The organism is Paraburkholderia ginsengisoli NBRC 100965 (assembly GCF_000739735.1).
Lineage (GTDB): Bacteria > Pseudomonadota > Gammaproteobacteria > Burkholderiales > Burkholderiaceae > Paraburkholderia > Paraburkholderia ginsengisoli.
In genome coordinates this window covers 52,136-76,538 of the sequence record NZ_BBJF01000022.1, presented here as the reverse complement: position 1 = coordinate 76,538, position 24,403 = coordinate 52,136, and the positions used below count along the sequence as shown (strand labels likewise).

At 63.7% G+C, this 24,403-nt stretch carries 22 protein-coding genes; 12 read left to right on the top strand and 10 right to left on the bottom strand.

The window, feature by feature from the left end:
• Positions 1–6 precede the first annotated feature (6 nt).
• From BGI01S_RS25325 to BGI01S_RS25310, 4 genes are all read right to left on the bottom strand, one after another.
• Positions 7–459: a MarR family winged helix-turn-helix transcriptional regulator gene (locus tag BGI01S_RS25325; RefSeq protein ID WP_042328941.1), complete on the bottom strand. Its 453-nt coding sequence runs from the start codon at positions 457–459 to the stop codon at positions 7–9.
• A 184-nt stretch (positions 460–643) separates the two neighbouring features.
• Complete coding sequence (locus tag BGI01S_RS25320) at positions 644–1,450, bottom strand: BPSS1780 family membrane protein (RefSeq protein WP_042328940.1); 807 nt, start codon at positions 1,448–1,450, stop codon at positions 644–646.
• Positions 1,441–2,436, bottom strand: coding sequence for a homoserine kinase (locus BGI01S_RS25315; protein WP_042328939.1), 996 nt, complete (start codon positions 2,434–2,436; stop codon positions 1,441–1,443). The genes BGI01S_RS25320 and BGI01S_RS25315 overlap by 10 nt, the downstream gene beginning before the upstream one ends.
• Positions 2,437–2,665: 229 nt before the next feature.
• Positions 2,666–3,061 carry a hypothetical protein gene (locus BGI01S_RS25310; RefSeq protein ID WP_042328938.1) on the bottom strand — a complete coding sequence of 132 codons (396 nt, stop codon included), beginning with the start codon at positions 3,059–3,061 and terminating at the stop codon, positions 2,666–2,668.
• 199 nt (positions 3,062–3,260) lie between these two features.
• Between BGI01S_RS25310 and BGI01S_RS25305 the strand changes: the two genes are divergently transcribed.
• Positions 3,261–4,787 (top strand): AMP nucleosidase, encoded by a 1,527-nt coding sequence (locus BGI01S_RS25305; protein ID WP_042328936.1) that lies wholly within the window; start codon positions 3,261–3,263, stop codon positions 4,785–4,787.
• 116 nt (positions 4,788–4,903) lie between these two features.
• Here BGI01S_RS25305 and BGI01S_RS25300 read toward each other — a convergent pair whose 3' ends face one another.
• The 3 genes from BGI01S_RS25300 to BGI01S_RS25290 all read right to left on the bottom strand — a co-directional run bounded on the left by BGI01S_RS25300 (position 4,904) and on the right by BGI01S_RS25290 (position 7,016).
• Positions 4,904–5,434 (bottom strand): chromate transporter, encoded by a 531-nt coding sequence (locus BGI01S_RS25300; RefSeq protein ID WP_042328934.1) that lies wholly within the window; start codon positions 5,432–5,434, stop codon positions 4,904–4,906.
• A complete protein-coding gene (locus BGI01S_RS25295; RefSeq protein WP_042328933.1) occupies positions 5,431–6,012 on the bottom strand; it encodes a chromate transporter in 582 nt (193 codons plus the stop codon). The genes BGI01S_RS25300 and BGI01S_RS25295 overlap by 4 nt, the downstream gene beginning before the upstream one ends.
• Positions 6,013–6,272: 260 nt before the next feature.
• A complete protein-coding gene (locus BGI01S_RS25290; protein ID WP_042328930.1) occupies positions 6,273–7,016 on the bottom strand; it encodes an LOG family protein in 744 nt (247 codons plus the stop codon).
• A 1-nt stretch (position 7,017) separates the two neighbouring features.
• On the opposite strand from BGI01S_RS25290, the gene polA reads away from it, so the two are divergent.
• The 3 genes from polA (at position 7,018) to BGI01S_RS25275 (ending at position 12,223) form a co-directional block, all read left to right on the top strand.
• Positions 7,018–9,759, top strand: a complete 2,742-nt coding sequence (polA, locus tag BGI01S_RS25285) for a DNA polymerase I (protein WP_042328928.1) — start codon at positions 7,018–7,020, stop codon at positions 9,757–9,759.
• 156 nt (positions 9,760–9,915) lie between these two features.
• Positions 9,916–11,268 carry an NAD(P)/FAD-dependent oxidoreductase gene (locus BGI01S_RS25280; protein ID WP_042328927.1) on the top strand — a complete coding sequence of 451 codons (1,353 nt, stop codon included), beginning with the start codon at positions 9,916–9,918 and terminating at the stop codon, positions 11,266–11,268.
• An 82-nt stretch (positions 11,269–11,350) separates the two neighbouring features.
• On the top strand, positions 11,351–12,223 hold the full coding sequence (locus BGI01S_RS25275) for a dienelactone hydrolase family protein (RefSeq protein ID WP_042328926.1): 873 nt from the start codon (positions 11,351–11,353) through the stop codon (positions 12,221–12,223).
• Positions 12,224–12,326: 103 nt separating this feature from the next.
• Here the strand turns inward: BGI01S_RS25275 and BGI01S_RS25270 are convergent, their stop codons facing one another.
• Together BGI01S_RS25270 and BGI01S_RS25265 are read right to left on the bottom strand one after the other, a co-directional pair.
• Positions 12,327–13,196 (bottom strand): sulfurtransferase, encoded by an 870-nt coding sequence (locus BGI01S_RS25270; protein WP_042328925.1) that lies wholly within the window; start codon positions 13,194–13,196, stop codon positions 12,327–12,329.
• 191 nt (positions 13,197–13,387) lie between these two features.
• Positions 13,388–14,494 carry an aromatic ring-hydroxylating oxygenase subunit alpha gene (locus BGI01S_RS25265; protein WP_042328924.1) on the bottom strand — a complete coding sequence of 369 codons (1,107 nt, stop codon included), beginning with the start codon at positions 14,492–14,494 and terminating at the stop codon, positions 13,388–13,390.
• Positions 14,495–14,781: 287 nt separating this feature from the next.
• Here BGI01S_RS25265 and BGI01S_RS25260 point away from each other — a divergent pair, with 287 nt between their 5' ends.
• The 4 genes from BGI01S_RS25260 to folE2 all read left to right on the top strand — a co-directional run bounded on the left by BGI01S_RS25260 (position 14,782) and on the right by folE2 (position 19,024).
• Positions 14,782–15,090 carry an exodeoxyribonuclease VII small subunit gene (locus BGI01S_RS25260; RefSeq protein WP_042328923.1) on the top strand — a complete coding sequence of 103 codons (309 nt, stop codon included), beginning with the start codon at positions 14,782–14,784 and terminating at the stop codon, positions 15,088–15,090.
• Positions 15,087–15,968 carry a polyprenyl synthetase family protein gene (locus BGI01S_RS25255; RefSeq protein WP_042328922.1) on the top strand — a complete coding sequence of 294 codons (882 nt, stop codon included), beginning with the start codon at positions 15,087–15,089 and terminating at the stop codon, positions 15,966–15,968. Before BGI01S_RS25260 ends, BGI01S_RS25255 begins: the two co-directional genes overlap by 4 nt.
• Before the next feature lie 87 nt (positions 15,969–16,055).
• Positions 16,056–17,963 (top strand): 1-deoxy-D-xylulose-5-phosphate synthase, encoded by a 1,908-nt coding sequence (dxs, locus tag BGI01S_RS25250; protein WP_042328921.1) that lies wholly within the window; start codon positions 16,056–16,058, stop codon positions 17,961–17,963.
• Between the two features lie 254 nt (positions 17,964–18,217).
• Complete coding sequence (gene folE2, locus BGI01S_RS25240; RefSeq protein ID WP_042328919.1) at positions 18,218–19,024, top strand: GTP cyclohydrolase FolE2; 807 nt, start codon at positions 18,218–18,220, stop codon at positions 19,022–19,024.
• Positions 19,025–19,114: 90 nt separating this feature from the next.
• On the opposite strand, the gene tsaD is transcribed toward folE2, so the two are convergent.
• Positions 19,115–20,143, bottom strand: a complete 1,029-nt coding sequence (gene tsaD, locus BGI01S_RS25235) for a tRNA (adenosine(37)-N6)-threonylcarbamoyltransferase complex transferase subunit TsaD (RefSeq protein ID WP_042329032.1) — start codon at positions 20,141–20,143, stop codon at positions 19,115–19,117.
• A gap of 131 nt (positions 20,144–20,274) precedes the next feature.
• On the opposite strand from tsaD, the gene BGI01S_RS25230 reads away from it, so the two are divergent.
• The 4 genes from BGI01S_RS25230 (at position 20,275) to dnaG (ending at position 24,389) form a co-directional block, all read left to right on the top strand.
• A complete protein-coding gene (locus BGI01S_RS25230; RefSeq protein ID WP_042328918.1) occupies positions 20,275–21,492 on the top strand; it encodes a BaiN/RdsA family NAD(P)/FAD-dependent oxidoreductase in 1,218 nt (405 codons plus the stop codon).
• A 68-nt stretch (positions 21,493–21,560) separates the two neighbouring features.
• Positions 21,561–21,773 (top strand): 30S ribosomal protein S21, encoded by a 213-nt coding sequence (rpsU, locus tag BGI01S_RS25225; RefSeq protein ID WP_007178845.1) that lies wholly within the window; start codon positions 21,561–21,563, stop codon positions 21,771–21,773.
• A gap of 223 nt (positions 21,774–21,996) precedes the next feature.
• Positions 21,997–22,443, top strand: a complete 447-nt coding sequence (locus BGI01S_RS25220; protein WP_042328916.1) for a GatB/YqeY domain-containing protein — start codon at positions 21,997–21,999, stop codon at positions 22,441–22,443.
• Between the two features lie 77 nt (positions 22,444–22,520).
• On the top strand, positions 22,521–24,389 hold the full coding sequence (gene dnaG / locus BGI01S_RS25215) for a DNA primase (protein WP_042328914.1): 1,869 nt from the start codon (positions 22,521–22,523) through the stop codon (positions 24,387–24,389).
• Positions 24,390–24,403: the final 14 nt, after the last annotated feature.

Here is a 24,403-nt window from a genome sequence, read left to right as displayed (position 1 = left end):
GGACGGCTACTGATCCATGTAGTCGTGGAGCGTGGCGCGCAGGCGGGTCAGGTCGTCACGCAGACGCAGCAGGAATTCCGGCGCCTGCTGCGTCGCGCAGAGAATCTCCGCGGGCACTTCGCGCGCCTGGCGCTTGAGGGCCGCGCCGGCTTTGGTGAGCCGAATATACACGAGCCGTTCGTCGTCGACGCCGCGTGCGCGTTCCAGCAAGCCTTGCGCTTCGAGGCGTTTCAGCAGTGGCGTGACCGTCGCCGAATCGAGATTCAGACGCGCGGCCATGTCCTTGACGGTGACGTCGTCGTTCTCCCACAGCACCAGCATCGTCAGATACTGCGGATACGTGAGGCCTAGTTTCTCGAGCAAAGGCTTGTACGCTTTCGTCATCGCAAGCGAGGTCGAGTAGAGGGCGAAGCAGAGTTGCTCGTCGAGCGTGAAGGGCAATGCGGGGCGCTGGGTCATGATGCATCTCGTGTGAAGTAGCGTGCAAATCGATTGCCCACAAACCATTGTGCCGCAATTTCATGCAGCGTGACGAGTGCGGCGGGGATAGAACAGCGGGAATGAGAGCGGGCGCCGCGTGACAGCGGCAGGTGGGTGGGCGCCGGAATAGCGCCCGCGCCCGAAGGCAATAGAAGCCGGCGTCTTAAGCTGCCGGCGTGGTCGGCAGGTCCGGCGCTTCGGGCGTTTGCACGCCGAAGCAGCCGCGATAAGTCGCGTAGAACGAGCAGTACAGCATGGTCGTGACGATCATCGTGGCGGGCATCAGGATCGCGAACGCGAAGTCGGCTGCGCCCAGCGCCTGCATCAGCGCGGACAGTCCGAGCGACACCGTCATCGCGACGGCGAACCACAGCGCGCCGAACACGACGAACGCGCCGCGATTGCGCCAGCAACTGACAATGCTGAAGAACATCGCCTTCGCGGGCGGCACGTCATGCCAGGCGACGAGAATCGGCGAGAACCAGAAGATCATCGCCACCGGAATGTAGAACGCGAAGGCTGTGATCACCGCGAGCGGAATATTGCTGTTGGCGATGGCGTCCTGATCGAGCGCGCCGCCGCCGAGCATCACTTTCAGCAACATGCCGCCGTCGGCGAGTGCGGAGCCCGCCAGCACGAGGCCCATCGCGACGACATACAGCACGCCGAGCACCAGCAGGCGCCTCGCGACCACCGGGCCATACGAATGAAAGCCGTCCACCAGAATGGTCGGGAACACCGGCTTGCCGGCGATCGTATTGCGGCACGCGGCCATGAAGCCGACCGCGACGCCCGGAATGAACGCGAGCGGCAGCACGCCGCCGACCACCGGAATCTGCGAGACGAGCGTCATCACCAGCAGGTAGGTGAAGAACAGCGTCAGGAATGCGAGCGGGTTCTTGCGGAACAGCCAGATACCCTGCCGGAACCACACATAGCCGGTTTTCGCGGGGACTTCGATCAGTTGCATGGAGTATGGATGCCTGGATGTGCAACGCCGGACAGGCGTTCGCGCAGAATGCGCTCGAAATGGCCGGGGTCGTGCGGCTTGAGCAACTCGGCCGCGCGCGGCAGGTGAAAATCATACAGGCGCGAGACCCAGAAGCGGTACGCACCCGCCCGTAACATGTCGCCCCAATGACGATTTTCCTCGGCGGTGAATGGACGCACGGTCTGGTAGGCGCGCAGCATCGCTTCGGTGCGCGCGTCGTCCAGCTTGCCGGTGGCGAGGTCGACGCACCAGTCGTTGACCGTCACCGCGACGTCGAACAGCCACTTGTCGCAACCGGCGAAATAGAAATCGAAGAAGCCGCCGAGGCGCACTTCATGGCCGGTGTCCGGCGCTGCATGCGCGAACATCGCATTATCGCGGAACAGATCGGCGTGGCAGGGGCCTTCGGGCAGCGCGGCATAATCGGCCGACGCGAAGAACGCCTCCTGATGCGCGAGTTCGGACGACAGCAGCTCGCGTTGCTCGCCTTCCAGAAACGGCAGGATGGTCGGCACGGTTTCGCGCCACCACGGCAGGCTGCGCAGATTCGGCTGATAGCCGGTGTAGTCGCGCCCCGCGAGGTGCATGCGCGCGAGCATCTGCCCGACTTCGATGCAGTGCTCGACGCCCGGCGCCAGTTCCGGCGCGCCTTCGAGCTTGGTGACGATGGCCGCGGGCTTGCCGAGCAGCAGGCCGAACAGCGCGCCGTCCTCGCGAGGCATCGGGTCCGGTACGGGCACGCGGTGCGCGGCCAGGTGGCGCATGAGGTCGAGGTAGAAGGGCAGTTGTTCGGCCGTCAGCTTTTCGAAAATCGTCAGGACGTATTCGCCGCGCGTCGTCGTCAGAAAGAAATTACTGTTTTCAATACCGGACGAGATGCCGCGAAACTCGACGACATCGCCGAGATCGTAGTGACGCATCCATTCTGCTAGTTGGGGTTCGTTGACAGCGGTGAAGACAGCCATGCGGGAAACGTCGGATCAGGTTGGTCGGGCTGGCGCGGTGCGGCCAGTGCGATGTGTGGCAATTGCGGTGCTGAAAGGGTGAGCAGCGTGGGCCATCATCGGCCCCGTGTAGCGAACGCGGCACGCCAGCGCCCTATCGCGAGGATGAAGCGCGGCGACGAAGCCGAAGCTGCTCGCGCCGCGTCGCGAAGCGCGCGGCCACCGCAGCGCCGGGCCGCCGCCCGGCCCATTAATAACGCAGATTCACCGACGGCAGACGCGTGCTGGCGCGGCCGTTGTCGCGCACGGCGGGCGACGTGTCGAGCGGCGCGCTCATCTGATAGCGCGTGCCGAGGTTCGAATGCACGTTGATTTCGACCGGCTTGCCCTTGTCGCGGTATTCGGTGATTTCCGTGCCGTTGGCGCTGCGCTCGTGGAAGCTCGGCGTGCGCGGAACGTTGATTTCGACCTTCGAGCTGACCTCGGCGGCCGGACGATTGATCTTCTCCAGGTCGGGTAGACCGGCCCGTTCGTTGGCGGACTGAGGCGCGCCGACGGGCGGAGTGTCATCGACAGGCTGGGCAGCCATCGCGGCGTTGCCAAAGGCGAGGGCCAGTGCAACGGCGACGGGAAGGAGCGGCTTCATGGTGATTCTCCAATATGGTGCCCCGATTCTAGCAAATCCAGCCTGTCGATCGGCGCGATCGCCTTATTTTGCGCCGCTTTCGCGCGATGCGCGCGCAATCTTGCAGACAGCGTGGTGGCATGTGTTGCAGCCAACGCCAGGTGATTTGGCGAAGCGGTGTTCCGTGGTAATGTCGGCTCATCAATAGGGGCGAATGAAGATGAACAACGATACCAATCAACGTGCGGTGCAGACTCCCGTCAACAGCTTCCCAACCGAATCCTTCGACGACGCGACCGAGGCCGTCACCCGTCTCTCTGCGATCTACGAAGCGAACACCTCGTTCCTGCGCGACGCGTTCGCGCGCTATCGCCGCAACGAAAAGTTCGAGCGCCGCGTGCGCGCCTGCTATCCGTTCGTGCGCGTGTGCACCGAAGTCAACACGCACATCGACTCGCGCCGCTCGTATGGTTTCGTCGCGGGTCCGGGCGTGTTCGAAACGACCGTGACGCGGCCCGACCTGTTCGGCGACTACTATCGCGAGCAGTTGCGTTTGCTGGCGAAGAACCACCATGTGCAGATCGAAGTCGGCGTGTCGGACCAGCCGATTCCGATTCACTTCGCGTTCGCCGAGGGCATTCACCTCGAAGGCGATCTGGATCGCGAGCGCCTGTTCCTGATGCGTGACGTGTTCGATACGCCGGACCTCGCGCTACTCGACGACCGTATCGTCAACGGCACGTATGAGCCGCTGCCTGGCGAGCCGCATCCGCTCGCGCTGTTCACGGCGGCGCGGGTCGATTTCTCGCTGCATCGGCTGAAGCACTACACGGCTACGTCGCCCACGCATTGCCAGAACTATGTGCTGTACACCAATTACCAGTTCTATATCGACGAGTTCGTCAAGCTCGGCCGCACGATGATGGCTCACACCGACGACGAGGAGCTGCGCGCTTATCGCAGCGAATACACGTCGTTCGTCGAGCCCGGCGACGTGGTCACGTACAACGAGAATCTCGGCGAGCAGTCGCAGGAAGGCACCGCGCCGCCGCGTCTGCCGCAGATGCCCGCGTATCACCTGAAGCGCGCGGACGGCAGCGGCATCACGATGATCAACATTGGCGTCGGGCCGTCGAACGCGAAGACCATCACCGATCACATTGCCGTGCTGCGTCCGCATGCGTGGATCATGCTCGGCCACTGCGCGGGTCTGCGCAACACGCAGCGCCTCGGCGACTACGTGCTCGCGCACGGCTATGTGCGTGAGGATCACGTGCTCGACGCCGACCTGCCGCTGTGGGTGCCGATTCCGGCGCTCGCCGAAGTGCAGGTCGCGCTGGAACGCGCGGTCGCGCAGGTCACGCAACTGGACGGCGTCGAGTTGAAGCGGGTGATGCGCACGGGCACGGTGGCGAGCGTGGACAATCGTAACTGGGAGTTGCGCGACCATCGCGAACCGGTGCAGCGGCTGTCGCAAAGCCGCGCGATCGCGCTCGACATGGAGAGCGCGACCATCGCCGCGAACGGCTTCCGTTTCCGGGTGCCTTACGGCACCTTGCTGTGCGTATCGGACAAGCCTTTGCACGGCGAGCTGAAGCTGCCCGGCATGGCGGATCAGTTCTATCGCGCGCAAGTCGATCAGCATCTGCAGATCGGCGTGATGGCGATGGAGATCTTGCGCACGAACGGCCTGCATCGTTTGCATAGCCGCAAGTTGCGCAGCTTCGCGGAAGTGGCGTTTCAGTAAGCGCGGTTCTGAAGGCTGGCATGGACGAGCGGAAGTGCCGCGCGTTCGTGCCGGCGCTATAGGCGTGCGTGTTTTCAGCCACGTCCCTCGCGGCATTCAAGTGTGTCTCCCGGCAGTTAGAACTGCCCGAACCCCGTCAGCCCGATCAAACTACCCGCGGCCAGCAGCCATAGCGGATGTATCCGCGTCTTCAGCGCCATGACCGCGGTGAATGCGGTGATGGCCCATGCGATCGCGGTCGGGTTCGACGCCTCCGCGATCAAGGCCGCGCTCGCCGCGACGATGCCCGCTGTTACCGGCACCAGTCCGAGCTGCGCGTAGCGCCGCCACGGACGGTCCTTGAAGCGGTCCCACGCATGCAGCGCGAGGATCGTCACCAGCGACGACGGCCCGAACTTCGCCACCGACGTCACCAGCATGCCCGCCCAGCCGGCCACATGCCAACCGATCAGCGTGACGATCATCAGGTTCGGGCCCGGTGCGGCTTGCGCGAGCGCGAACAGCGCGCTGAATTCGCTGGCCGGCATCCAGTGATGCACGTCCACCACCTGCCGCTGCATCTCCGGAAGAATCGTATTGCCGCCGCCGAACGCGAGCAGCGAAAGCTGGCTGAAAATCACCGCGAGCGAAATGAGCGTGTCGTTCATCGTGCGCTCCTCGATGCGATGTAGATGCTGAGGGGCGTCAGCACGAGCATGGTCGGCAGAAGCGGCAGTCGCAGAATCGCAATGGCGACGAAACCGATTGCGGCGATCAACGCGGCGAGCGGTTTGCGGCGTAACGGCAGCACGATTTTGACGGCCATCGAGATCAGCAGACCGGCTGCGGCAGCGGCGAGTCCGGCGAACAGATGACGCACGTGCGGGTCGGTCTGCGTATGTTCGTACAGCACCCCGAGGCCGATCACCACCAGCGAGGGTCCCGCGATCAAGCCGAGCAGCCCGGCGAGCGCGCCGGGCACGCCGCGAAAGCGCATGCCCATCGCCACCGAAAGATTGATCACGTTGCCGCCCGGCAGAAATTGGCACAGGCCGAGCAGATCGGTGAATTCGTCGGCACTGAGCCAGCGGCGCTGTTCGACCAACGCGCGGCGCGCGAGCGGCAACGCGCCGCCGAACGAGATCAGACCCAGGCCGAGAAAGCCGCCGAAGATTTCGCGCAGCGTCGGCGTGGGCGCGAGTGCGGGTTGAGGTTGGGGTTCGGAGGAGGAGAGATTGTGGTTCATGTCGCTAACCGGCTTGCAGATCAAGCTCAGGAGATTAGCGCCGAACCGGCGGCGAGCAAAACCATTTTTGCGTGGGGTGTGCCGCACACGCGAGGCTATATGACCGCTCAAACGAACGGAGCGGCGAACGAAGTGGAAACAGCAAGCGAAACGAAAACGGGCAGCCCGAAAGCTGCCCGCAAGAACCAGCGTGCCGTGTGCATTGCCTTGCGGCCGTACGCGCTTCGCGTCAGCGTGCGAAACGGATACGCTGCATCACCTCACAGATAGAACATCCGGTCTTCATCCGACTTGGTCGGCTGCGGCTCGGCTCCTTCACGGTCTTCGTAGAACTTCAGCACCGCTTCGAGGACCTGATCCGGATCGTCGATCACCTGCATCAGATCGATGTCGTTTGGATTGATGAGGCCCATCGGAATGAGCGAGCTCTTGAACCACGCGAGCAGACCTTCCCAGAACTCGGCGCCCACCAGAATGATCGGCACGTGGCGCGACTTCTTGGTTTGAATCAGCGTGAGCACTTCGGCTAATTCATCCAGCGTGCCGAAGCCGCCCGGCATGACGATGACCGCGTCCGAATTCTTCACGAACGTGACCTTGCGCGTGAAGAAATGACGGAAGCGCAGCGAGATGTCCTGCCACTGGTTGCCCGATTGCTCGTGCGGCAGTTCGATGTTCAGACCGACCGACGGCGCCTTGCCCGCATGGGCGCCTTTGTTGGCCGCTTCCATGATGCCGGGGCCGCCGCCGGAGATCACCGCGAAGCCCGCGTCCGACAGCTTGCGCGCGATTTGCGTGGCGAGCTTGTAGTACGGCGAGTTCGGTTTCAGGCGCGCAGAACCATAGATGCTGACAGCCGGGCGAATCTCCGAGAGGTACTCGGTCGCCTCGATAAACTCTGCCATAATCGTGAACATCTGCCACGATGCGCGGGCCTTCTTGGCCGTTGCGCGCTCTTGATCTGCGAGCGATCGCAGACTCGGAATCACTTTTCTCTTAGTCATAATGCCTGAAGAACGAAGCCTTGAAGGTAAGACCCTGCTATTGGTCGACGGTTCGAGTTATCTGTACCGGGCCTACCATGCGATGCCTGATCTGCGCGGGCCCGAAGGTGGTCCGACGGGTGCGCTCTACGGGATGATCAACATGCTGCGGCGCATGCGCAAGGAAGTCACAGCAGAGTATAGCGCGTGCGTGTTCGACGCCAAGGGCAAAACATTTCGTGACGACTGGTATCCCGACTATAAGGCGAACCGCCCGTCGATGCCGGACGACCTGTCGCGCCAGATCGAGCCGATTCATGTGGCCGTGCGCGCGCTCGGCTGGCCGCTGCTGATGATCGAAGGCGTCGAGGCCGACGACGTGATCGGCACGCTCAGCACCGCGGCGGAGCAGCGCGGCATGAACGTGATCGTGTCGACTGGGGACAAGGATCTGGCGCAGCTTGTGTCGGATCATGTCACCCTCATCAATACGATGACCAACGAAAAGCTCGACCGCGCCGGCGTGATCGCCAAGTTCGGCGTGCCGCCGGAGCGCATCATCGACTACCTGTCGCTGATCGGCGATACCGTCGACAACGTGCCGGGCGTCGAGAAATGCGGGCCGAAAACCGCGCTCAAATGGCTCACGCAATTCGACTCGCTGGATGGCATCGTCGCACATGCGGACGAGATCAAAGGTGCGGTAGGAGACAATCTGCGACGTGCGCTCGATTTTCTGCCGATGGCGAAGAAACTCGTCACCGTCGAGCGGCATTGCGATCTGACCGACCATATCGTGTCAATTGAAGATAGCCTGCAAAGCCGGCCCGAATCGCGCGAGGAATTGCGCGACGTGTTCACGCGCCACGGTTTCAAGACGTGGCTGCGCGAAGTGGAAATCGCGGACGCGGTGGAAGGCCCGGAAACGGATGTGCCGCCGGCGCTGTCGGTGGATCACGAGCGGCACTACGACACGGTGCAGACTTGGGAGCAGTTCGATGCGTGGCTCGACAAGATCAACGCGGCCGAGCTGACCTCGTTCGATACCGAGACCACCGCGCTCGATCCGATGCTCGCGCAGATCGTGGGCCTGTCGTTCTCGGTGGAAGCCGGCCGCGCCGCGTATGTGCCGGTCGCGCATCGCGGCCCGGACGCACCCGTGCAATTGCCGCGCGATGAAGTCCTCGCGAAGCTCAAGCCGTGGCTCGAGAGCGCCGATCACAAGAAGGTCGGTCAGCATCTGAAATACGACGAGCAGGTGCTGGCGAACTACGGCATCGAAATGCGCGGCATCGAACACGACACGCTGCTCGAATCGTACGTGCTCGAATCGCATCGTCCGCACGACATGGACAACCTCGCGCTGCGCCATCTGGGCATCAAGACGATCAAGTACGAGGAGGTCGCGGGCAAGGGTGCATCGCAGATCGGCTTCGACGAAGTCGCGCTGGAGCAGGCTGCCGAATACGCAGCCGAAGACGCCGACGTCACGCTGCGTTTGCATCAGGCCATGTACCCTCAGGTGGCCGTGGAGAAAACGCTCGATCACGTCTACCGCACGATCGAAGTGCCGACGTCGCGCGTATTGCGCAAGATGGAGCGCACCGGCGTGCTGATCGACGCAGAAAAGCTGCGCCAGCAAAGCAGTGAAATCGCCACGCGTCTGATCCAGTTGGAAGGCGAGGCGTACGTGCTGGCCGGCGGCGAATTCAATCTGGGTTCGCCCAAGCAGATCGGCCAGATCTTCTTCGAAAAGCTGGAGCTGCCGGTGGTCAAGAAGACCCCGAGCGGCGCGCCGTCCACCGACGAAGAAGTGCTGCAGAAACTCGCCGAAGACTATCCGCTGCCGAAGATCCTGCTCGAACACCGTGGCTTGTCGAAGCTGAAGTCCACCTACACCGACAAGCTGCCGCGCATGGTCAACGCGCAAACGGGCCGCGTGCACACGAACTACGCGCAGGCTGTCGCGGTCACGGGCCGTCTCGCGTCGAACGATCCGAACCTGCAGAACATCCCCGTGCGTACCGGCGAGGGCCGTCGCATTCGCGAGGCGTTCATCGCGCCGCCGGGGCACAAGCTCGTGTCAGCGGATTACTCGCAGATCGAGTTGCGCATCATGGCGCACATTTCCGGCGACGAATCGTTGCTGCGCGCATTCTCGCAGGGCGAGGACATTCACCGCGCCACCGCGGCGGAAATTTTCAGCGTGACGCCGCTCGAAGTGTCGAGCGATCAGCGGCGCGTGGCCAAGGTCATCAACTTCGGCCTGATCTACGGGATGAGTTCGTTCGGCCTTGCCTCGAACCTCGGCATCACGCGGGACGCCGCCAAGATGTATATCGACCGTTATTTCGCGCGTTATCCGGGCGTGGCTCGCTACATGGAAGAGACGCGTCTGAGCGCGAAGGCGAAGGGTTACGTCGAAACGGTGTTCGGCCGCCGCCTGTGGTTGCCCGAGATCAACGGCGGCAATGGTCCGCGTCGTCAGGGCGCCGAGCGCGCCGCGATCAACGCGCCGATGCAAGGCACGGCCGCCGACCTGATCAAGCTGTCGATGATCGCGGTGCAGCAGTGGATCGAAGACTCGAAGATCGGCACGCGCATGATCATGCAGGTGCACGATGAACTGATTCTCGAAGTGCCGGACGCGGAATTGTCGGACGTGCGCAAGCGACTGCCCGAGTTGATGTGCGGTGTCGCCGAGCTGAAAGTCCCGCTGGTCGCCGAAGTGGGCGCCGGTCTGAACTGGGAAGAAGCGCATTGATGCATGGGTGGCGGCGCGCGATATCGTCGTGCGCATGTCACACATGCAAATTGATGGCTTGTGACAACCCGTGCTGCTCGCGGACAATCGCTGAAAGACGGTGCGTGGCTACGCGCCGTCGCGACGCATAATTCATCGGCAAACACGGAGAGTGCAATGCATCGATTTATCGTCGTTGGCGGGGGCGCGGGAGGGTTGGAACTGGCGACGCGTCTGGGCGATCGCTATGGCGCGCAGAAGAAAGGTGGCGCGCGCGCGCAGGTCACGCTCGTCGACCGTTACCCCACGCATATCTGGAAGCCGCTGCTGCACGAAGTGGCGGCGGGCAGCATGGACCCGTTCACGCAGGAACTCGAATACGCGGCGCAAGCGCGCTGGCACGACTTCGAGTTTCAGCAGGGCGAACTGACCGGTCTCGACCGCGCCAATAAACGCATCACGCTAGGCACCGTGGTCGACGACGACGGCGCTGAACTGCTGCCCGCACGCGAGCTCGAATACGACACGCTGGTCGTCGCGATCGGCAGCACGACCGCGTTCTTCGGCGTGAAGGGCGCGGCGGAATTCTCCCTCGCGCTCGACACGGTCGGCCAGGCCGAGCGCTTCCGCAAACGCCTGATCGCCGCCTGCATGCGCGCCGAGCATCAGGTGCATGAGCCGGTCGAATCGAGGCCGGGGCCGGGCACGTCGCCGACCAGCGAGCCGCGCATTCAGGTGGCGATCGTCGGCGGCGGCGCGACGGGGGTCGAACTGTCGGCGGAATTGCGCAACACCGCGCAGGTGCTGTCCGCGTATGGGCTGCATAAGCTCGATCCGCGGCATGACGTCGGCATCGTGTTGATCGAGGCCGGCCCGCGCATTTTGCCGGCCTTGCAGGAGCGCGTTTCGACGGCCACCGCCGAGCTGCTCACCAAGCTCGGCGTGAAGCTGCTGATCGGCGAGACGGTGGCGGAAGTCGCGCCCGGCATTATCCGCACGGCGAGCGGGCATACCGTGCGCGCGGACCTGACGGTGTGGGCGGCGGGCATCAGGGCGCCGGCGATCCTCGGCCAGCTCGACGGCCTGACGGTGAACCGGCTGGGCCAGCTCAACGTGCGCCGTACGCTGCAAACCGAAATCGACGACAACATCTTCGCGCTCGGCGACTGCGCGGCATGTCCGTGGCCGGGCAACGAGCGCAACGTGCCGCCGCGCGCGCAGGCCGCGCATCAGCAGGCGAGCTTTCTGCTGAAGGCGCTGGCGGCGCGGCTCGACAGCAAGCCGCTGCCGGAATTCACTTATCGCGACTTCGGCTCGCTGGTGTCGCTCGGGCACTTCAGCGCGGTCGGCAATCTGATGGGCGGGGTGATCGGCGGCAACATGCTGATCGAGGGGCTGTTCGCGCGCTTCATGTACATGTCGCTGTACCGGCTGCATATCGCGGCGCTGCACGGCTACGCGCGGATGGTGCTCGATACGTTCGCGCACTGGCTGCGCCGCTCCACGCTGCCGCGCGTCAAGCTGCACTGACGTCGCGAGCAGCGGTTGAACCTGCAACAGGATGCGCGCAAGGCGTATCCTGTTGCCTCTAACAATCAACCGAGGAGCGCGCATGCTGAAACCCGAAATCGATAGTCTGGTCCCCCACGTTCCCTTCAATCGACGCACGTTCATCAAAGCCGCGCTCGGCACCGGTTTCGCGGCGGCGGTGCTGCCGGTCTCGGCACAAACCATCCATACCGATAGCGACGGGCTCGAAGCCGGCGAAGTGGCCGTGCGCTCGAACGGCACGCTGGTGCCGGCGTATCGCGCGCAACCCAAAGGCAAGACGCACTTGCCGGTGATCATCGTCGTGCATGAGATTTTCGGCGTGCACGAGCATATCGCCGACGTATGCCGCCGCTTCGCCAAGCAGGGTTATCTGGCGATCGCGCCCGATCTGTATCAACGGCAGGGCGACCCGACCGTATTTCCGAGCATGCAGCAGCTCAACGAGCAACTGGTCAGCAAGGTGCCGGACGAACAGGTGATGGGCGACCTCGACGCGACCGTCGCGTGGGCCGGCGAGCATGGCGGCGATCTGAACCGGGTCGGCGTGAACGGCTTTTGCTGGGGTGGGCGAATTGCGTGGCTGTATGCCGAGCACAATCCGCGGCTCAAGGCGGGAGTGGCCTGGTATGGCCGCGTGACGGGCGCCAAAACCGCGACCACTCCGGCCAATCCGCTCGATCAGGTCGCCCAGCTGCATGCGCCGGTGTTGGGGCTTTACGGCTTGCAGGACCAGAGTATTCCGCAAGACACGCTGGAACAGATGAAGCAGGCCATCGCGCAGGGCCCCGAAGCGGGCCGCGGCTCGCAGTTCGTCGTGTATGACGATGCGGGCCACGCGTTTTTCGCCGACTACCGGCCGAGCTACAAGAAGGCCGATGCCGAAGATGGCTGGCGTCGCGCGCTGCTGTGGTTCAAGCAGCATGGGGTGGCTTGACGCTGTCGCCGGGCCGTTTGGTTCGTGCGATTAGAAAGGCCGTTGCCGCCGGTGGGCGGCAACGGCCTTTGTACTTCTGCTTGTTGCCGACGACGGCGCTTGCTCAGGGGTTCTCGCCGGTTGCAACCGGCCGCTTAGGATCGGCACTCCATTCGCTCCACGAGCCCGCATACAACGCCGCGCCATGCAGGCCGGCGATCTCCATCGCCAAAGCGTTCACGCAGGCGGTCACGCCCGAGCCGCATTGCAGTACCACGTGCTCCGGCGACGTGTCGCCCAGCAGCGTGTGGAACTCCTCGCGCAACGTGTGGGCCGATTTGAAGCGGTTGTCGGTGGTGAGGTTGTCCTTGAAGAAGCGGTTCAGCGCGCCGGGGATGTGGCCGCCGACCCGGTCCAGCGTTTCGTTTTCGCCGCGATAACGATCCGCGGCGCGTGCGTCGACCACCACCCGCTCCTTCGAGCCGAGATTGCGCTCGACCGTCTGCGCGTCCACCGTCACGGAGAGCGGCGCGCCGGCCTTGAAGTCGCCGGTGTTCTGTGCCGGGGCGTCCTGCGTCAACGGCTGACCGGCGGCTTCCCAAGCCGGCAGACCGCCGTCGAGCAGCGCCACCGCGTCGTGGCCGAGCCATCGCAGCAACCACCAGACGCGAGCGGCGTACATGCCGCCTTGCGCGTCATACGCGACGACCTGCTGCCCTTGCTTGAGCCCACGCGACTCCAGCGTCTCGACCAGCCGTGCGCGATCCGGCAACGGATGCCGGCCGTTCGCACCGTTCTTCGGCCCGGACAGATCGCGATCGAGATGCAGATAATGCGCGCCCGGCAGATGGCCAGCCAGATAGGCTTTCTCGCCCGCTTCCGTATCGGTCAGGTCGAACCGGCAATCGATGACGAACACGCTGCCCGGCGCCGCGGCAAGCCGTTCCGCGAGATTGGTCGCGGAGATCAGAGTGGTGTAGTGAGTGTGGGGCATGACGTCTCCTCGATACAGGCGATGGCGGCTTCGGGCCGGACGCTTTGGCGGCGCGGGTGAATGGCCGAGCTATCTTGTAAGTCTAAACAAAAAAAGACGGGCCGAAGCCCGTCTTTCCATGTGTCGATGCGGCTGGCGCAAGCGTCGGTTCGAACGCAACCGGATAAGGATCAGGCGCGAACCGAGCGCGCTCAGATCGGGCCGAGCTCGCGCCGCAAAAACTCGTGGAAGTGCTGCATGCCGTCTTCCATCGGGCTCTGATACGGGCCGACCTGCGATTCGCCGCGTTCCATCAGCGCGCGGCGGCCGGCGTCCATGCGTTCGGCGATCTCGTCGTCTTCGCGGGCCGTTTCCATATAGGCGGCGCGCTCGGCTTCGACGAAGTCACGCTCGAACAGCGCAATTTCCTCAGGATAATAAAACTCGACCACGTTCGTGGTTTTTTGCGGACCGCGCGGAATCAGCCACGACACCACCAGCACATGCGGATACCACTCGATCATGATGCCGGGGTAGTACACCATCCAGATCGCGCCGAAGTCGGGCGGATTGCCGCCGCGAAAACGCAGCACTTCGTCGTGCCATTTGCGATACGTCGGACTGCCCGGCTGCTCCAGATCTTTGTGCACGCCCACCGTCTGCACGCTGTACCACTCGCCGAACTCCCACGTCAGGTCGTCGCAATTGACGAAGCTGCCGAGGCCCGGATGGAACGGCGCAACGTGATAGTCCTCCAGATAGACCTCGATGAAGGTCTTCCAGTTGTAGTTGCACTCGTGCACTTCGACGTGATCGAACATGAAGCCCGAAAAATCGAAGTGTTCCTTGGTGCCAAGGCGCGCCAGATCGCGCGCGACATTGCGCCCCTGCGCTTCGAACAGCAGACCTTGCCAGTTCTGCAGCGGCGTGGCGCCGAGATTCAGGCAAGGGTTATCCGCGAAATGCGGCGCGCCGAGCAGCTGGCCGTTCAGATCGTAGGTCCAGCGATGCAGCGGGCAGACGATGTTCTCCGTCTGGCCGCGGCCGTTGAGCATGATGGCTTGCCGGTGGCGGCACACGTTCGACAGCAGTTCGACTTGCGACTGCTGGTTACGGACAAGCACACGCCCCTCGCTCTCGCTGGGCAAGGCAAAATAATTCCCCGCTTCGGGCACCATGAGATCGTGGCCGATGTAACGAGGACCTTTCTTGAAAAGGGTGTCGATTTCGCGCGTTAGAAGCGCTTCGTCAAAGTAAGCCGTGACTGGCAGCTGGCTGTGGACAGACCGCAACTGCAATGCATTGCTCAGATTGGACATTCCCACTCCCGTGAAGACGTGAAAGCAGTGAACAACCCAACCATCGATAGATTCGATTTAGGGAGCCCGCGATTATACCCGTTTCCCCTTCTTGGGGGCGCTTAAGTGCCTGATTTGGGTCAAAAATGCCAGGAAAGTTCGGGATTTTCGCCGCAGACCAATCGATTTTTTTCTGCGAGACTTCAGGGGCGGCGCCGAATGCGCACGCGTGACGCAGGCCGGCGAGCGGATCGGAATTGTCGCTTTTGCCGTAGAATGTCCGACTTGTTTTAATTTTGCGACTATTCATGGCGAAGACTGCGTCGAAAGAGAGTGCTGCCGGGTCAGCCGAAGGCGTCGATAGCACGCCGCTGCCGGAGAACTACGAAGCCGCTCAGGCAGAACTGGAAGAGCTGGTTGCGCGCATGGAAGGCGGCAGCCTGAGTCTCGAGGAATCGTTGAGCGCATATCGGCGCGGCGCGGCCCTCGTGGCGTTTTGCCAGCAGCAGCTCGAAAAGGTCGAGCAGCAGGTGCGTGTGCTCGACGGCGAAACGCTCAAACCGCTGCCCATGAATACCGCAGGCACAGCCGCTACTGAAAGCGGGGACGACCTATGACATTCGAACAATGGACGCGCTCGGTACTCGAACGCGTCGAAACGGCGCTGGAACACTATCTGCCGGGCGAGGCCACGGAGCCCGCCAAGCTGCATGAAGCGATGCGTTATGCGGTGCTGGGCGGCGGCAAGCGGGTTCGTCCGCTGCTGTGCCACGCGGCCGGCGAATTGACCGGCGCGCGTGCCGAATGCCTCGATGCGGCGGCGGCGGCGCTGGAAATGATCCACGTGTACTCGCTCGTGCACGACGACATGCCCTGCATGGACGACGATGCGCTGCGTCGCGGCAAGCCCACGGTGCACGTTCAATATGACGAAGCCACGGCGCTGCTGGTCGGCGACGCGCTGCAATCGCAGGCGTTCGTCGCGCTGACCTCGGACGTACTGGCCGCGCCGCAGCAGGCGTCGCTCGTGCGTGAACTGGCGCTGGCGAGCGGCTCGATCGGCATGTGCGGCGGCCAGGCGATCGACCTCGCGAGCGTCGGCCACACGCTGACACGCACGCAGCTCGAAACCATGCACCGGATGAAAACCGGCGCGTTGCTGCGCGCCGCGGTGCGCATGGGCGCGCTGGCAGGCGAGACGCCGGATGCGAACGCGATGCGTTCGCTCGACGCTTATGCGGCCGCCGTGGGCCTCGCGTTTCAGGTCGTCGACGATATTCTCGATGTCACGACCGATTCCGCGACGCTTGGCAAGACCGCTGGCAAAGATGCGAAGGACGGCAAGCCGACCTACGTGTCGATTATCGGGCTCGACGCGTCGCGTTCGCTCGCAGCGCAGTTGCGCAGCGACGCGCATGCCGCGCTGGCGCCGTTCGGCGCGCGCGCGCAGCGTCTTGCCGAATTGGCCGACCTGGTGGTGAACCGGGTTAGCTGAACGCGAAAGCCCGCCGCCGCGCACCTTTTATCCCCGGGGTGCATGTATGAAGTGCGGGCGCGTAAGTTTTCCTACAATGGAACGACGATGTACGACTTGCTGAAAACCATCGACGACCCGGCAGCCCTGCGCCGCCTCGATCGCCGCCAATTGCAACCGCTTGCCGACGAGTTGCGTGCCTTCGTGCTCGACAGCGTATCGCAGACGGGCGGCCATCTTTCGTCCAACCTCGGCACGGTCGAGTTGACCATTGCTCTGCACTATGTGTTCGACACGCCGCGCGACCGGATCGTGTGGGACGTCGGCCATCAAACCTATCCACACAAGATCCTGACGGGCCGCCGCGACGAGATGCACACGCTGCGTCAGCTCGGCGGCATCTCGGGCTTCCCGAAACGGGACGAATCCGAATACGACACCTTCGGCACGGCTCACTCCAGCACCTCGATCTCGGCCGCGCTCGGTATGGCGGTTGCGAGCAAGCTGCAGGGCGATAACCGCATGGGCATCGCCGTGATCGGCGACGGCGCGATGACGGCCGGCATGGCCTTCGAGGCGATGAACAACGCCGGCGTCGAAGACGACGTGCCGCTGCTGGTCATCCTGAACGACAACGACATGTCGATCTCGCCGCCGGTCGGCGCGCTCAATCGCCATCTCGCGCGCCTGATGTCGGGCCGTTTCTATGCCGCCGCGCGCGCCGGTGTCGAACGCGTGCTGCGCGTCGCGCCGCCGATGCTCGACCTCGCGCGCAAACTCGAAGAGCACGCGAAGGGCATGATCGTGCCGGCCACGCTGTTCGAAGAGTTCGGCTTCAACTACATCGGGCCGATCGACGGTCACGACCTCGATTCGCTGATCCCGACGCTGCAGAACATCAAGGAACTGCGCGGTCCGCAATTCCTGCACGTCGTGACGAAGAAAGGCCAGGGCTACAAGCTGGCCGAAGCCGATCCGGTGCTGTATCACGGCCCCGGCAAGTTCAATCCGGCCGAAGGCATCAAGCCGGCCACCACGCCGTCGAAGAAGACCTACACGCAGGTGTTCGGCGAATGGCTGTGCGACGCGGCCGAGCTGGACGCGCGCGTGGTCGGCATCACGCCGGCGATGCGCGAAGGCTCGGGCATGGTCGAGTTCGAGAAGCGCTTCCCGGACCGTTACTTCGATGTCGGCATTGCCGAGCAGCACGCGGTGACGTTCGCGGGCGGTCTCGCCGCGGACGGCATGAAGCCGGTGGTCGCAATCTACTCGACGTTCCTGCAACGCGCGTACGACCAGTTGATCCACGATGTCGCGCTGCAAAACCTGCCGGTGGTGTTCGCGATCGACCGCGCGGGTCTGGTCGGCGCGGACGGTGCAACGCACGCGGGCGCATACGATCTCGCGTTCATGCGCTGCGTCCCGAACATGACCGTGATGGCGCCGTCGGACGAGAACGAATGCCGGCAGATGCTGTACACCGCGCTGCAACAGCCGAACCCGACGGCGGTGCGTTATCCGCGCGGTGCCGGCACGGGTGTCGCGACCGTCAAGCAGATGGCGGCGTTGCCGATCGGCAAGGGCGAGGTGCGTCGCGAAACTTCGCAACCTGCGGGCAAGCGCATCGCTATTCTCGCGTTCGGCACGATGGTCGCGCCGTCGCTGGCGGCGGCCGAGCAACTGGACGCCACGGTGGCGAACATGCGCTTCGTGAAGCCGCTCGACGCCGAGCTGGTCCGTCAACTCGCTGAGACGCACGACGCCATCGTCACCGTCGAAGAAGGCTGCGTGATGGGCGGCGCGGGCTCGGCCTGCGTCGAGGCCCTGCTCGAAAGCGGCGTGATGCGGCCAGTGCTGCAGTTGGGTCTGCCCGACCGCTTCATCGATCATGGCGATCCCGCCAAGCTGCTCGCCGCTTGCGGTCTCGACGCCGCGGGTATCGCGAAGTCGATCCGCGAGCGCTATCTGTCGAACGGCGCGCTCGGCGTTCAATCGTCGGTGAAGCGCGTCGCGTAAGGCATTGCCGCCAAGCGTGTCTTCACGCGATGGCAGCTAACGTCATCGCCGACACAATCTCCAACTTGAATCGATGGACCTTCGGGTCCATCTTCCAACGCCGGCCGAGGCCGGCGTTCGCCGTTGCGGGCCGCTGAGCGCCGCTGAATCTGTCGCCCGCGACGGCCTCCGCAGGCGCAATCTCCAGTCTTATGGAGATTTCCTGCGGAGCGTAAAGCTCGGGACGGCCCGGCGCCTCTTGAAAGGACAACAAAATGAACCAGATGAATCCCGCCTTTGTAATGCCCGACGTGCAAAGCACGCCCGATACGCGTCAAATCCCGATCCAGCGAGTCGGCGTCAAGGGCGTGCGCCATCCGATGACGGTGCGCACACAAAGTGGCGACGTGCAGCCGACGGTCGGCACATGGAATCTCGACGTGCATCTGCCGGCCGAGCAGAAAGGCACGCACATGTCGCGTTTCGTCGCGTTGCTCGAAGAGAACAAGGCGCCGCTCGAACCGGCCACGTTCCGCACGATGCTCGCCGCGATGCTCGAAAAGCTCGAAGCCGAGGCGGGTCGTATCGAGGTGTCCTTTCCGTACTTCGTGAACAAGACTGCGCCGGTTTCAGGCGTGCAGAGCCTGCTCGACTACGAAGTCACGTTGATGGGCGACACCCGCAATGGCACGACGCGTCTGTTTTTGAAGGTCTTGGTGCCGGTCACGAGTCTGTGCCCGTGCTCGAAAAAGATCTCGCAGTACGGCGCGCATAACCAGCGCTCGCACGTCACGATCAATGCCGAACTGGCCGGCGACGTCGCGGTGGAAGAACTGGTCCGCATCGCCGAGGAAGAAGCGTCGTGCGAACTGTGGGGCTTACTCAAGCGCCCCGATGAAAAGTTCGTCACCGAGCGTGCGTATGAGAATCCGAAGTTCGTCGAAGACCTGGTGCGCGACGTCGCACAGCGTCTGAACGCGGACGAGCGGATCGTCTCGTATGTGCTCGAAGCCGAGAACTTCGAGTCGATTCACAATCACAGCGCGTATGCGGTGATCGAACAGGATAAACGGGCGGGTTGATATAGATGCCGATGTGCGCGTTGGCCTGCTGCATTGAATTGAAAAAGCCGCTTTTTAAAGCGGCTTTTTTACGGCGGAGCAATCTTCAGTTCAGCGTGCAAGCGAGGTCAGATCCCAGCGCGGCTTGACCGTGAACGCGTAGTCCTTATCCGACTGATCGGGCCAGCGCTGCAATCGCAACGCGCCGGCCAGCGCGATCATCGCGCCGTTGTCCGTGCACAGCGACAGGTCCGGGTAGTGCACGAAGAAATTGCGCTTCTTCGCGGCGGCGGAAAGCGCTTCGCGCAATTGCCGGTTCGCGCCCACACCGCCCGCGACGACCAGCCGGTTGAGCTTGGTCTTTTTCAGCGCAGCCAAAGATTTCGCCGCCAGCACTTCCACTGCGGCGTCGACGAAACCGCGCGCCAGATCCGCTTTCGCCTGCTCGCAGATATTCGCGCCGCCGAGTTTTTTCGCGTGCGTGAGGACGGCGGTCTTCAAGCCGCTGAAGCTGAAGTCGAGGTCGCCGGAGTGCAGCATCGGACGCGGCAGGACCACCGCGCCGGGCGTGCCGAACTCCGCCATGCGCGACACTTCCGGGCCGCCCGGGTAACCGAGGCCGAGCAGCTTGGCGGTTTTGTCGAACGCTTCGCCGGCGGCGTCGTCGAGCGTTTCGCCGAGCGTCTCGTAGACGCCCACGTCGGTCACGCGCATCAGTTGCGTGTGACCGCCCGACACCAGCAGCGCGACGAACGGGAACGGCGGCGGCTCATCCACCAGCAGCGGTGACAGCAAGTGCCCTTCGAGGTGGTGAATGCCGATGGTCGGCTTGTCCCACGCCATCGCCAGCGAATTGGCGACGCTCGCGCCGACCAGCAGCGCGCCCGCGAGCCCCGGTCCTTGCGTGTAGGCGATCGCGTCGATGTCGCTGCGCGCCGCGCCGGCGCGCTCCATCACTTCTTCGAGCAACGGCAGCGCGCGGCGGATGTGATCGCGCGACGCCAGCTCGGGCACGACGCCGCCATACTCCCGATGCATCGCGATCTGCGAATGCAGCGCGTGCGCGAGCAGGCCGCGCTCCGTGTCGTAGAGCGCGAGACCGGTTTCGTCGCAGGAGCTTTCGATGCCGAGAACAAGCATGATGAGTTGCTTTGAACGGACGCATTCACGCGCGTCCGAAAGTGAAAGGTAGGCCTGAAAGTATAGCAGCGCGGCCAAAGCGCCGCAGACGGCCACGGACGGCCGCAAACGCGCAGGTACAATGCGGCCCCATGGAATCCTTCGATATCGCGGTGATCGGCGCAGGCGCGGCCGGCATGATGTGCGCAGCCGTGGCCGGGCAACTCGGCCGGCGCGTGGTGCTGATCGACCACTCGCAGCGTCTCGCGGAAAAAATCCGCATCTCCGGCGGCGGCCGGTGCAACTTCACGAACCTGTACGCCGGGCCGGCCAATTACCTGTCGGCGAATCCGCATTTCTGCCGCTCGGCGCTCGCGCGTTACACGCCGCGCGACTTCATGGCGCTGCTCAAGCGCCATCACGTGACGTGGCACGAGAAGCACAAGGGGCAACTGTTTTGCGACCAGTCGAGCGACGCGATCATCGACGTGTTGAAGCGCGAGTGCGACGCGGGCCACGTCGCGTGGCGCACGCCGCTGTCGGTCGAAGGTGTGCGGCAGGACGCGCAAGGCCGCTATACGCTGGACACGCAGTCGGGGCCGATCACCGCCCGCGCGCTCGTGATCGCGACCGGCGGCCTGTCGATCCCCAAGATCGGCGCCACCGATTTCGCCTACCGGCTCGCCAAGCAGTTCGGTCACAAGCTGATCGACACCCGTCCCGCGCTGGTTCCGCTGACCTTTGCCCCGGCCGACTGGGAGCCGTTCTCGGCGCTGTCCGGCGTGTCGCTCGAAGTGCAACTGGCGACCGGCAACAAGAAAACCGGCGCCGAATTCACCGAGGATCTGCTGCTGACCCACCGCGGCCTGTCGGGTCCGGGCGTGCTGCAAATATCGAGCTACTGGCAGCCCGGCGAGCCGATCCACATCAATCTGCTGCCGGAGCGCGACGCGACCACCGCACTGCTGGAAGCGAAGACCGGCACGAAGCGGCAGATCGCCAATCTGCTGTCCGAATGGGTGCCGCAACGGCTCGCTCACGTCTGGCTGGAAACCCACCAGATTTCGGCCGAAGCCCGCGTGGCCGATCTGCCGGACAAGGCGCTGCGGCGCATCGGCGACGCGCTGTCGCGCTGGACGCTCACGCCGAACGGCACCGAAGGCTATCGCAAGGCCGAAGTGACGCGCGGCGGCATCGACACGCGCGACCTGTCGTCGGCAACGATGATGAGCGCGAAGGCGCCGGGGTTGTACTTTATCGGCGAGGCGGTGGACGTAACCGGCTGGCTCGGCGGCTACAATTTTCAGTGGGCGTGGGCCTCGGGCGTGGCGGCCGGCCAGGCGGCCGCGGAGTACGTCAAGGGGGCTTGACGGCGCAGTAGCTTTGTGAGAAAGCTCTGCTATACTCCTGAACCTTTACAAAGTTCCGTTATTGAAAAATGACGACCATCCGCGTAAAAGACAACGAGCCGTTTGAAGTTGCCATGCGCCGGTTCAAGCGCACCATGGAGAAAACCGGCTTGCTGACGGAACTTCGCGCTCGCGAGTTTTACGAAAAGCCTACGGCTGAGCGCAAGCGCAAGAAGGCGGCTGCGGTGAAGCGTCATTTCAAGCGTCTGCGTGGCCAGATGCTGCCAAAAAAGTTCTACTGATTCTGGCGTTGCCGCGGTTCCGGTCGATCGGAGCGGCGACATCCAACCGGTGACGGCACGCGAGGTGCCATCACGGACAACACGGTCCATCGGACCAGCCGGCAGGGTCGCATCCACTACGCAAAATTGCGCCAACCCGCTTGAGGAAGCAGTCCCAAGCGGGTATTCGTGTTGATGTTCCGACCCGGCCGCTTTTTCAACTTTCAACGCATTCAGGTGAGTGATGAGCCTCAAGGACCGGATCAACGACGATATGAAAGCTGCCATGCGGGCGCGTGAGACCGAGCGTCTCGGCACGATCCGCCTGCTGCTCGCCGCGATCAAGCAGCGCGAAGTCGACGAGCGCGTGACGCTCGACGATGCAGCGATCACCGCGGTCGTCGACAAGATGATCAAGCAGCGCAAGGATTCGATCAGCCAGTTCGAAGCTGCTGGCCGCACGGATCTCGCCGACAAGGAAAAGGCCGAGCTGGCCATCCTGTCCGCCTATATGCCGGAACAGATGTCGGAAGCGGAAATCGTTGCCGAAGTCCAGGCCGCGGTTGCGCAAACCGGCGCTGCCGGTCCGCAGGACATGGGCAAGGTGATGGGCGTGCTCAAGCCGAAGCTGGCCGGCCGCGCCGACATGACCGCGGTGTCGGCACAAGTCAAAGCCGCGCTCGCGAAGTAATTCAGATTGTCCGGCCTGCGCGCGCCGTCGTCTGACGGCGCGCGCAGCGTTGAGCTTTTTAGGTAGCGTCATTTACTGTGATTCCACCGTCATTCCTGCAGGATCTGCTCAACCGCGTTGATATCGTCGACGTGGTCGGCCGGTATGTGCAGCTAAAAAAGGGCGGCGCGAACTTCATGGGGCTTTGTCCGTTTCACAACGAGAAGAGCCCTTCGTTTACGGTTAGTCCGACTAAACAGTTTTATCACTGCTTTGGATGCGGCGCGCATGGCACGGCCATCGGTTTCCTGATGGAGCACGTGGGCTCCTCGTTTCCCGAGGCGGTCAACGACCTGGCGCAATCGGTAGGTTTGACCGTGCCGAACGAGCCATCGCCGGGATATGGCGGAGGCGGCTCCGGCGGTTATGCGCCGGCGGCGTCCAAGGCCGTCACCACGGCGCTGTCCGATGTCATGCAGACCGCTTGCGACTTCTACCGCAAGCAGCTGCGCGGCGCGCCCGCCGCGATTCAGTATCTGAAGAAGCGTGGCTTGACCGGCGAGATCGCCGCGCGTTTCGGCCTCGGCTACGCGCCCGAGGGCTGGCAGAACCTCGAAGCGACGTTCCCGAATTATCGCGACGACGCGCTGGTCGAATCAGGCCTCGTGATCGTCAGCGAGAAGTCCGACGCGCAGGGGCAGAACCGCCGCTACGACCGCTTTCGCGAGCGGATCATGTTTCCGATACGCAATGTTAAGGGGCAGGTGATCGGCTTCGGCGGGCGGGTGCTGGACGGCGGCGAACCGAAATATTTGAATTCGCCCGAAACGCCTCTATTTAACAAAGGCAGCGAGCTGTACGGGCTGTTCGAAGCGCGTCTGGCGATTCGCGAACAGCACTACGTGCTGGTGGTGGAAGGCTATATGGACGTGGTCGCGCTGGCCCAGTTGGGGTTTCAGAACGCGGTCGCCACGCTCGGTACGGCCTGCACGCCGATTCATGTGCAGAAACTGATGCGCCAGACCGATACGGTCATTTTCAGTTTCGACGGCGATTCGGCGGGGCGGCGTGCCGCTCGCCGGGCGCTGGATGCCTGCCTGCCGCACGCGGCGGACAACCGCACCATCCGCTTCCTGTTCCTGCCGTCCGAGCACGACCCCGATAGCTACGTGCGCGAATTCGGCACCGAGGCGTTCGCCGACCAGGTCGAGCGTGCGATGCCGCTGTCACAGTTCATGCTCAACGAGGTGTTGACCGGCAAGGAGCTGGATCAGCCGGAAGGCAGGGCCCGCGCGCTGTTCGACGCGAAGCCGTTGCTCCAGGCGCTGCCGGCTAACGCGCTGCGTGCGCAGATCATGCATATGTTCGCCGACCGGCTCGATGTGCCGTTCGACGAAGTCGCGGCCCTCTGTGAGGTCGACTCACGGATCGCCGCGGCGGCGCGCCTCGCACCGGCCCGCAAGGACCGGCGCAGCGTGACCGGCATCGAAGAAAAAACCCTGCGCAATCTTGTGATGTATCCGCGCACGGTGGCGGTGCTCGACGAGGACGCCGAACAGGCGCTCCTGAGCGTGACCCGGCATGGCGAACTGTTCGAAGAGGTGACGACGCACGCGCGGGCGCTGGGTGATTCGGCGGAGTTTCAGTTGCTGTCCGACCTATTGCGAAATGGCGCAAACGCCCCAACTTTCGAGGAAATCTTTCGCAAAATTCTAGACTATGATGAAAATGTCCGGGATTTGCTGCTGAAAGACCCGCAGGACGCGGCGGTTATCGAGGAACGGCGCGAGCAGGAACGGATCGTCAGCGAGGAGCTGAAAGCGGCGATCCTGAAGATGCGGTACGACGCTTATTGCGACCGTCTCGAGCAGCTTTCGCGACAATCCCGGCACACACCGGAGGAGTTTGCGGAGCTTTCGGAATTGAATCGGAAACGGGCTGATATGAAGCGTCAGCTAGGTCTGTAAGGGAGAGGCGGAAA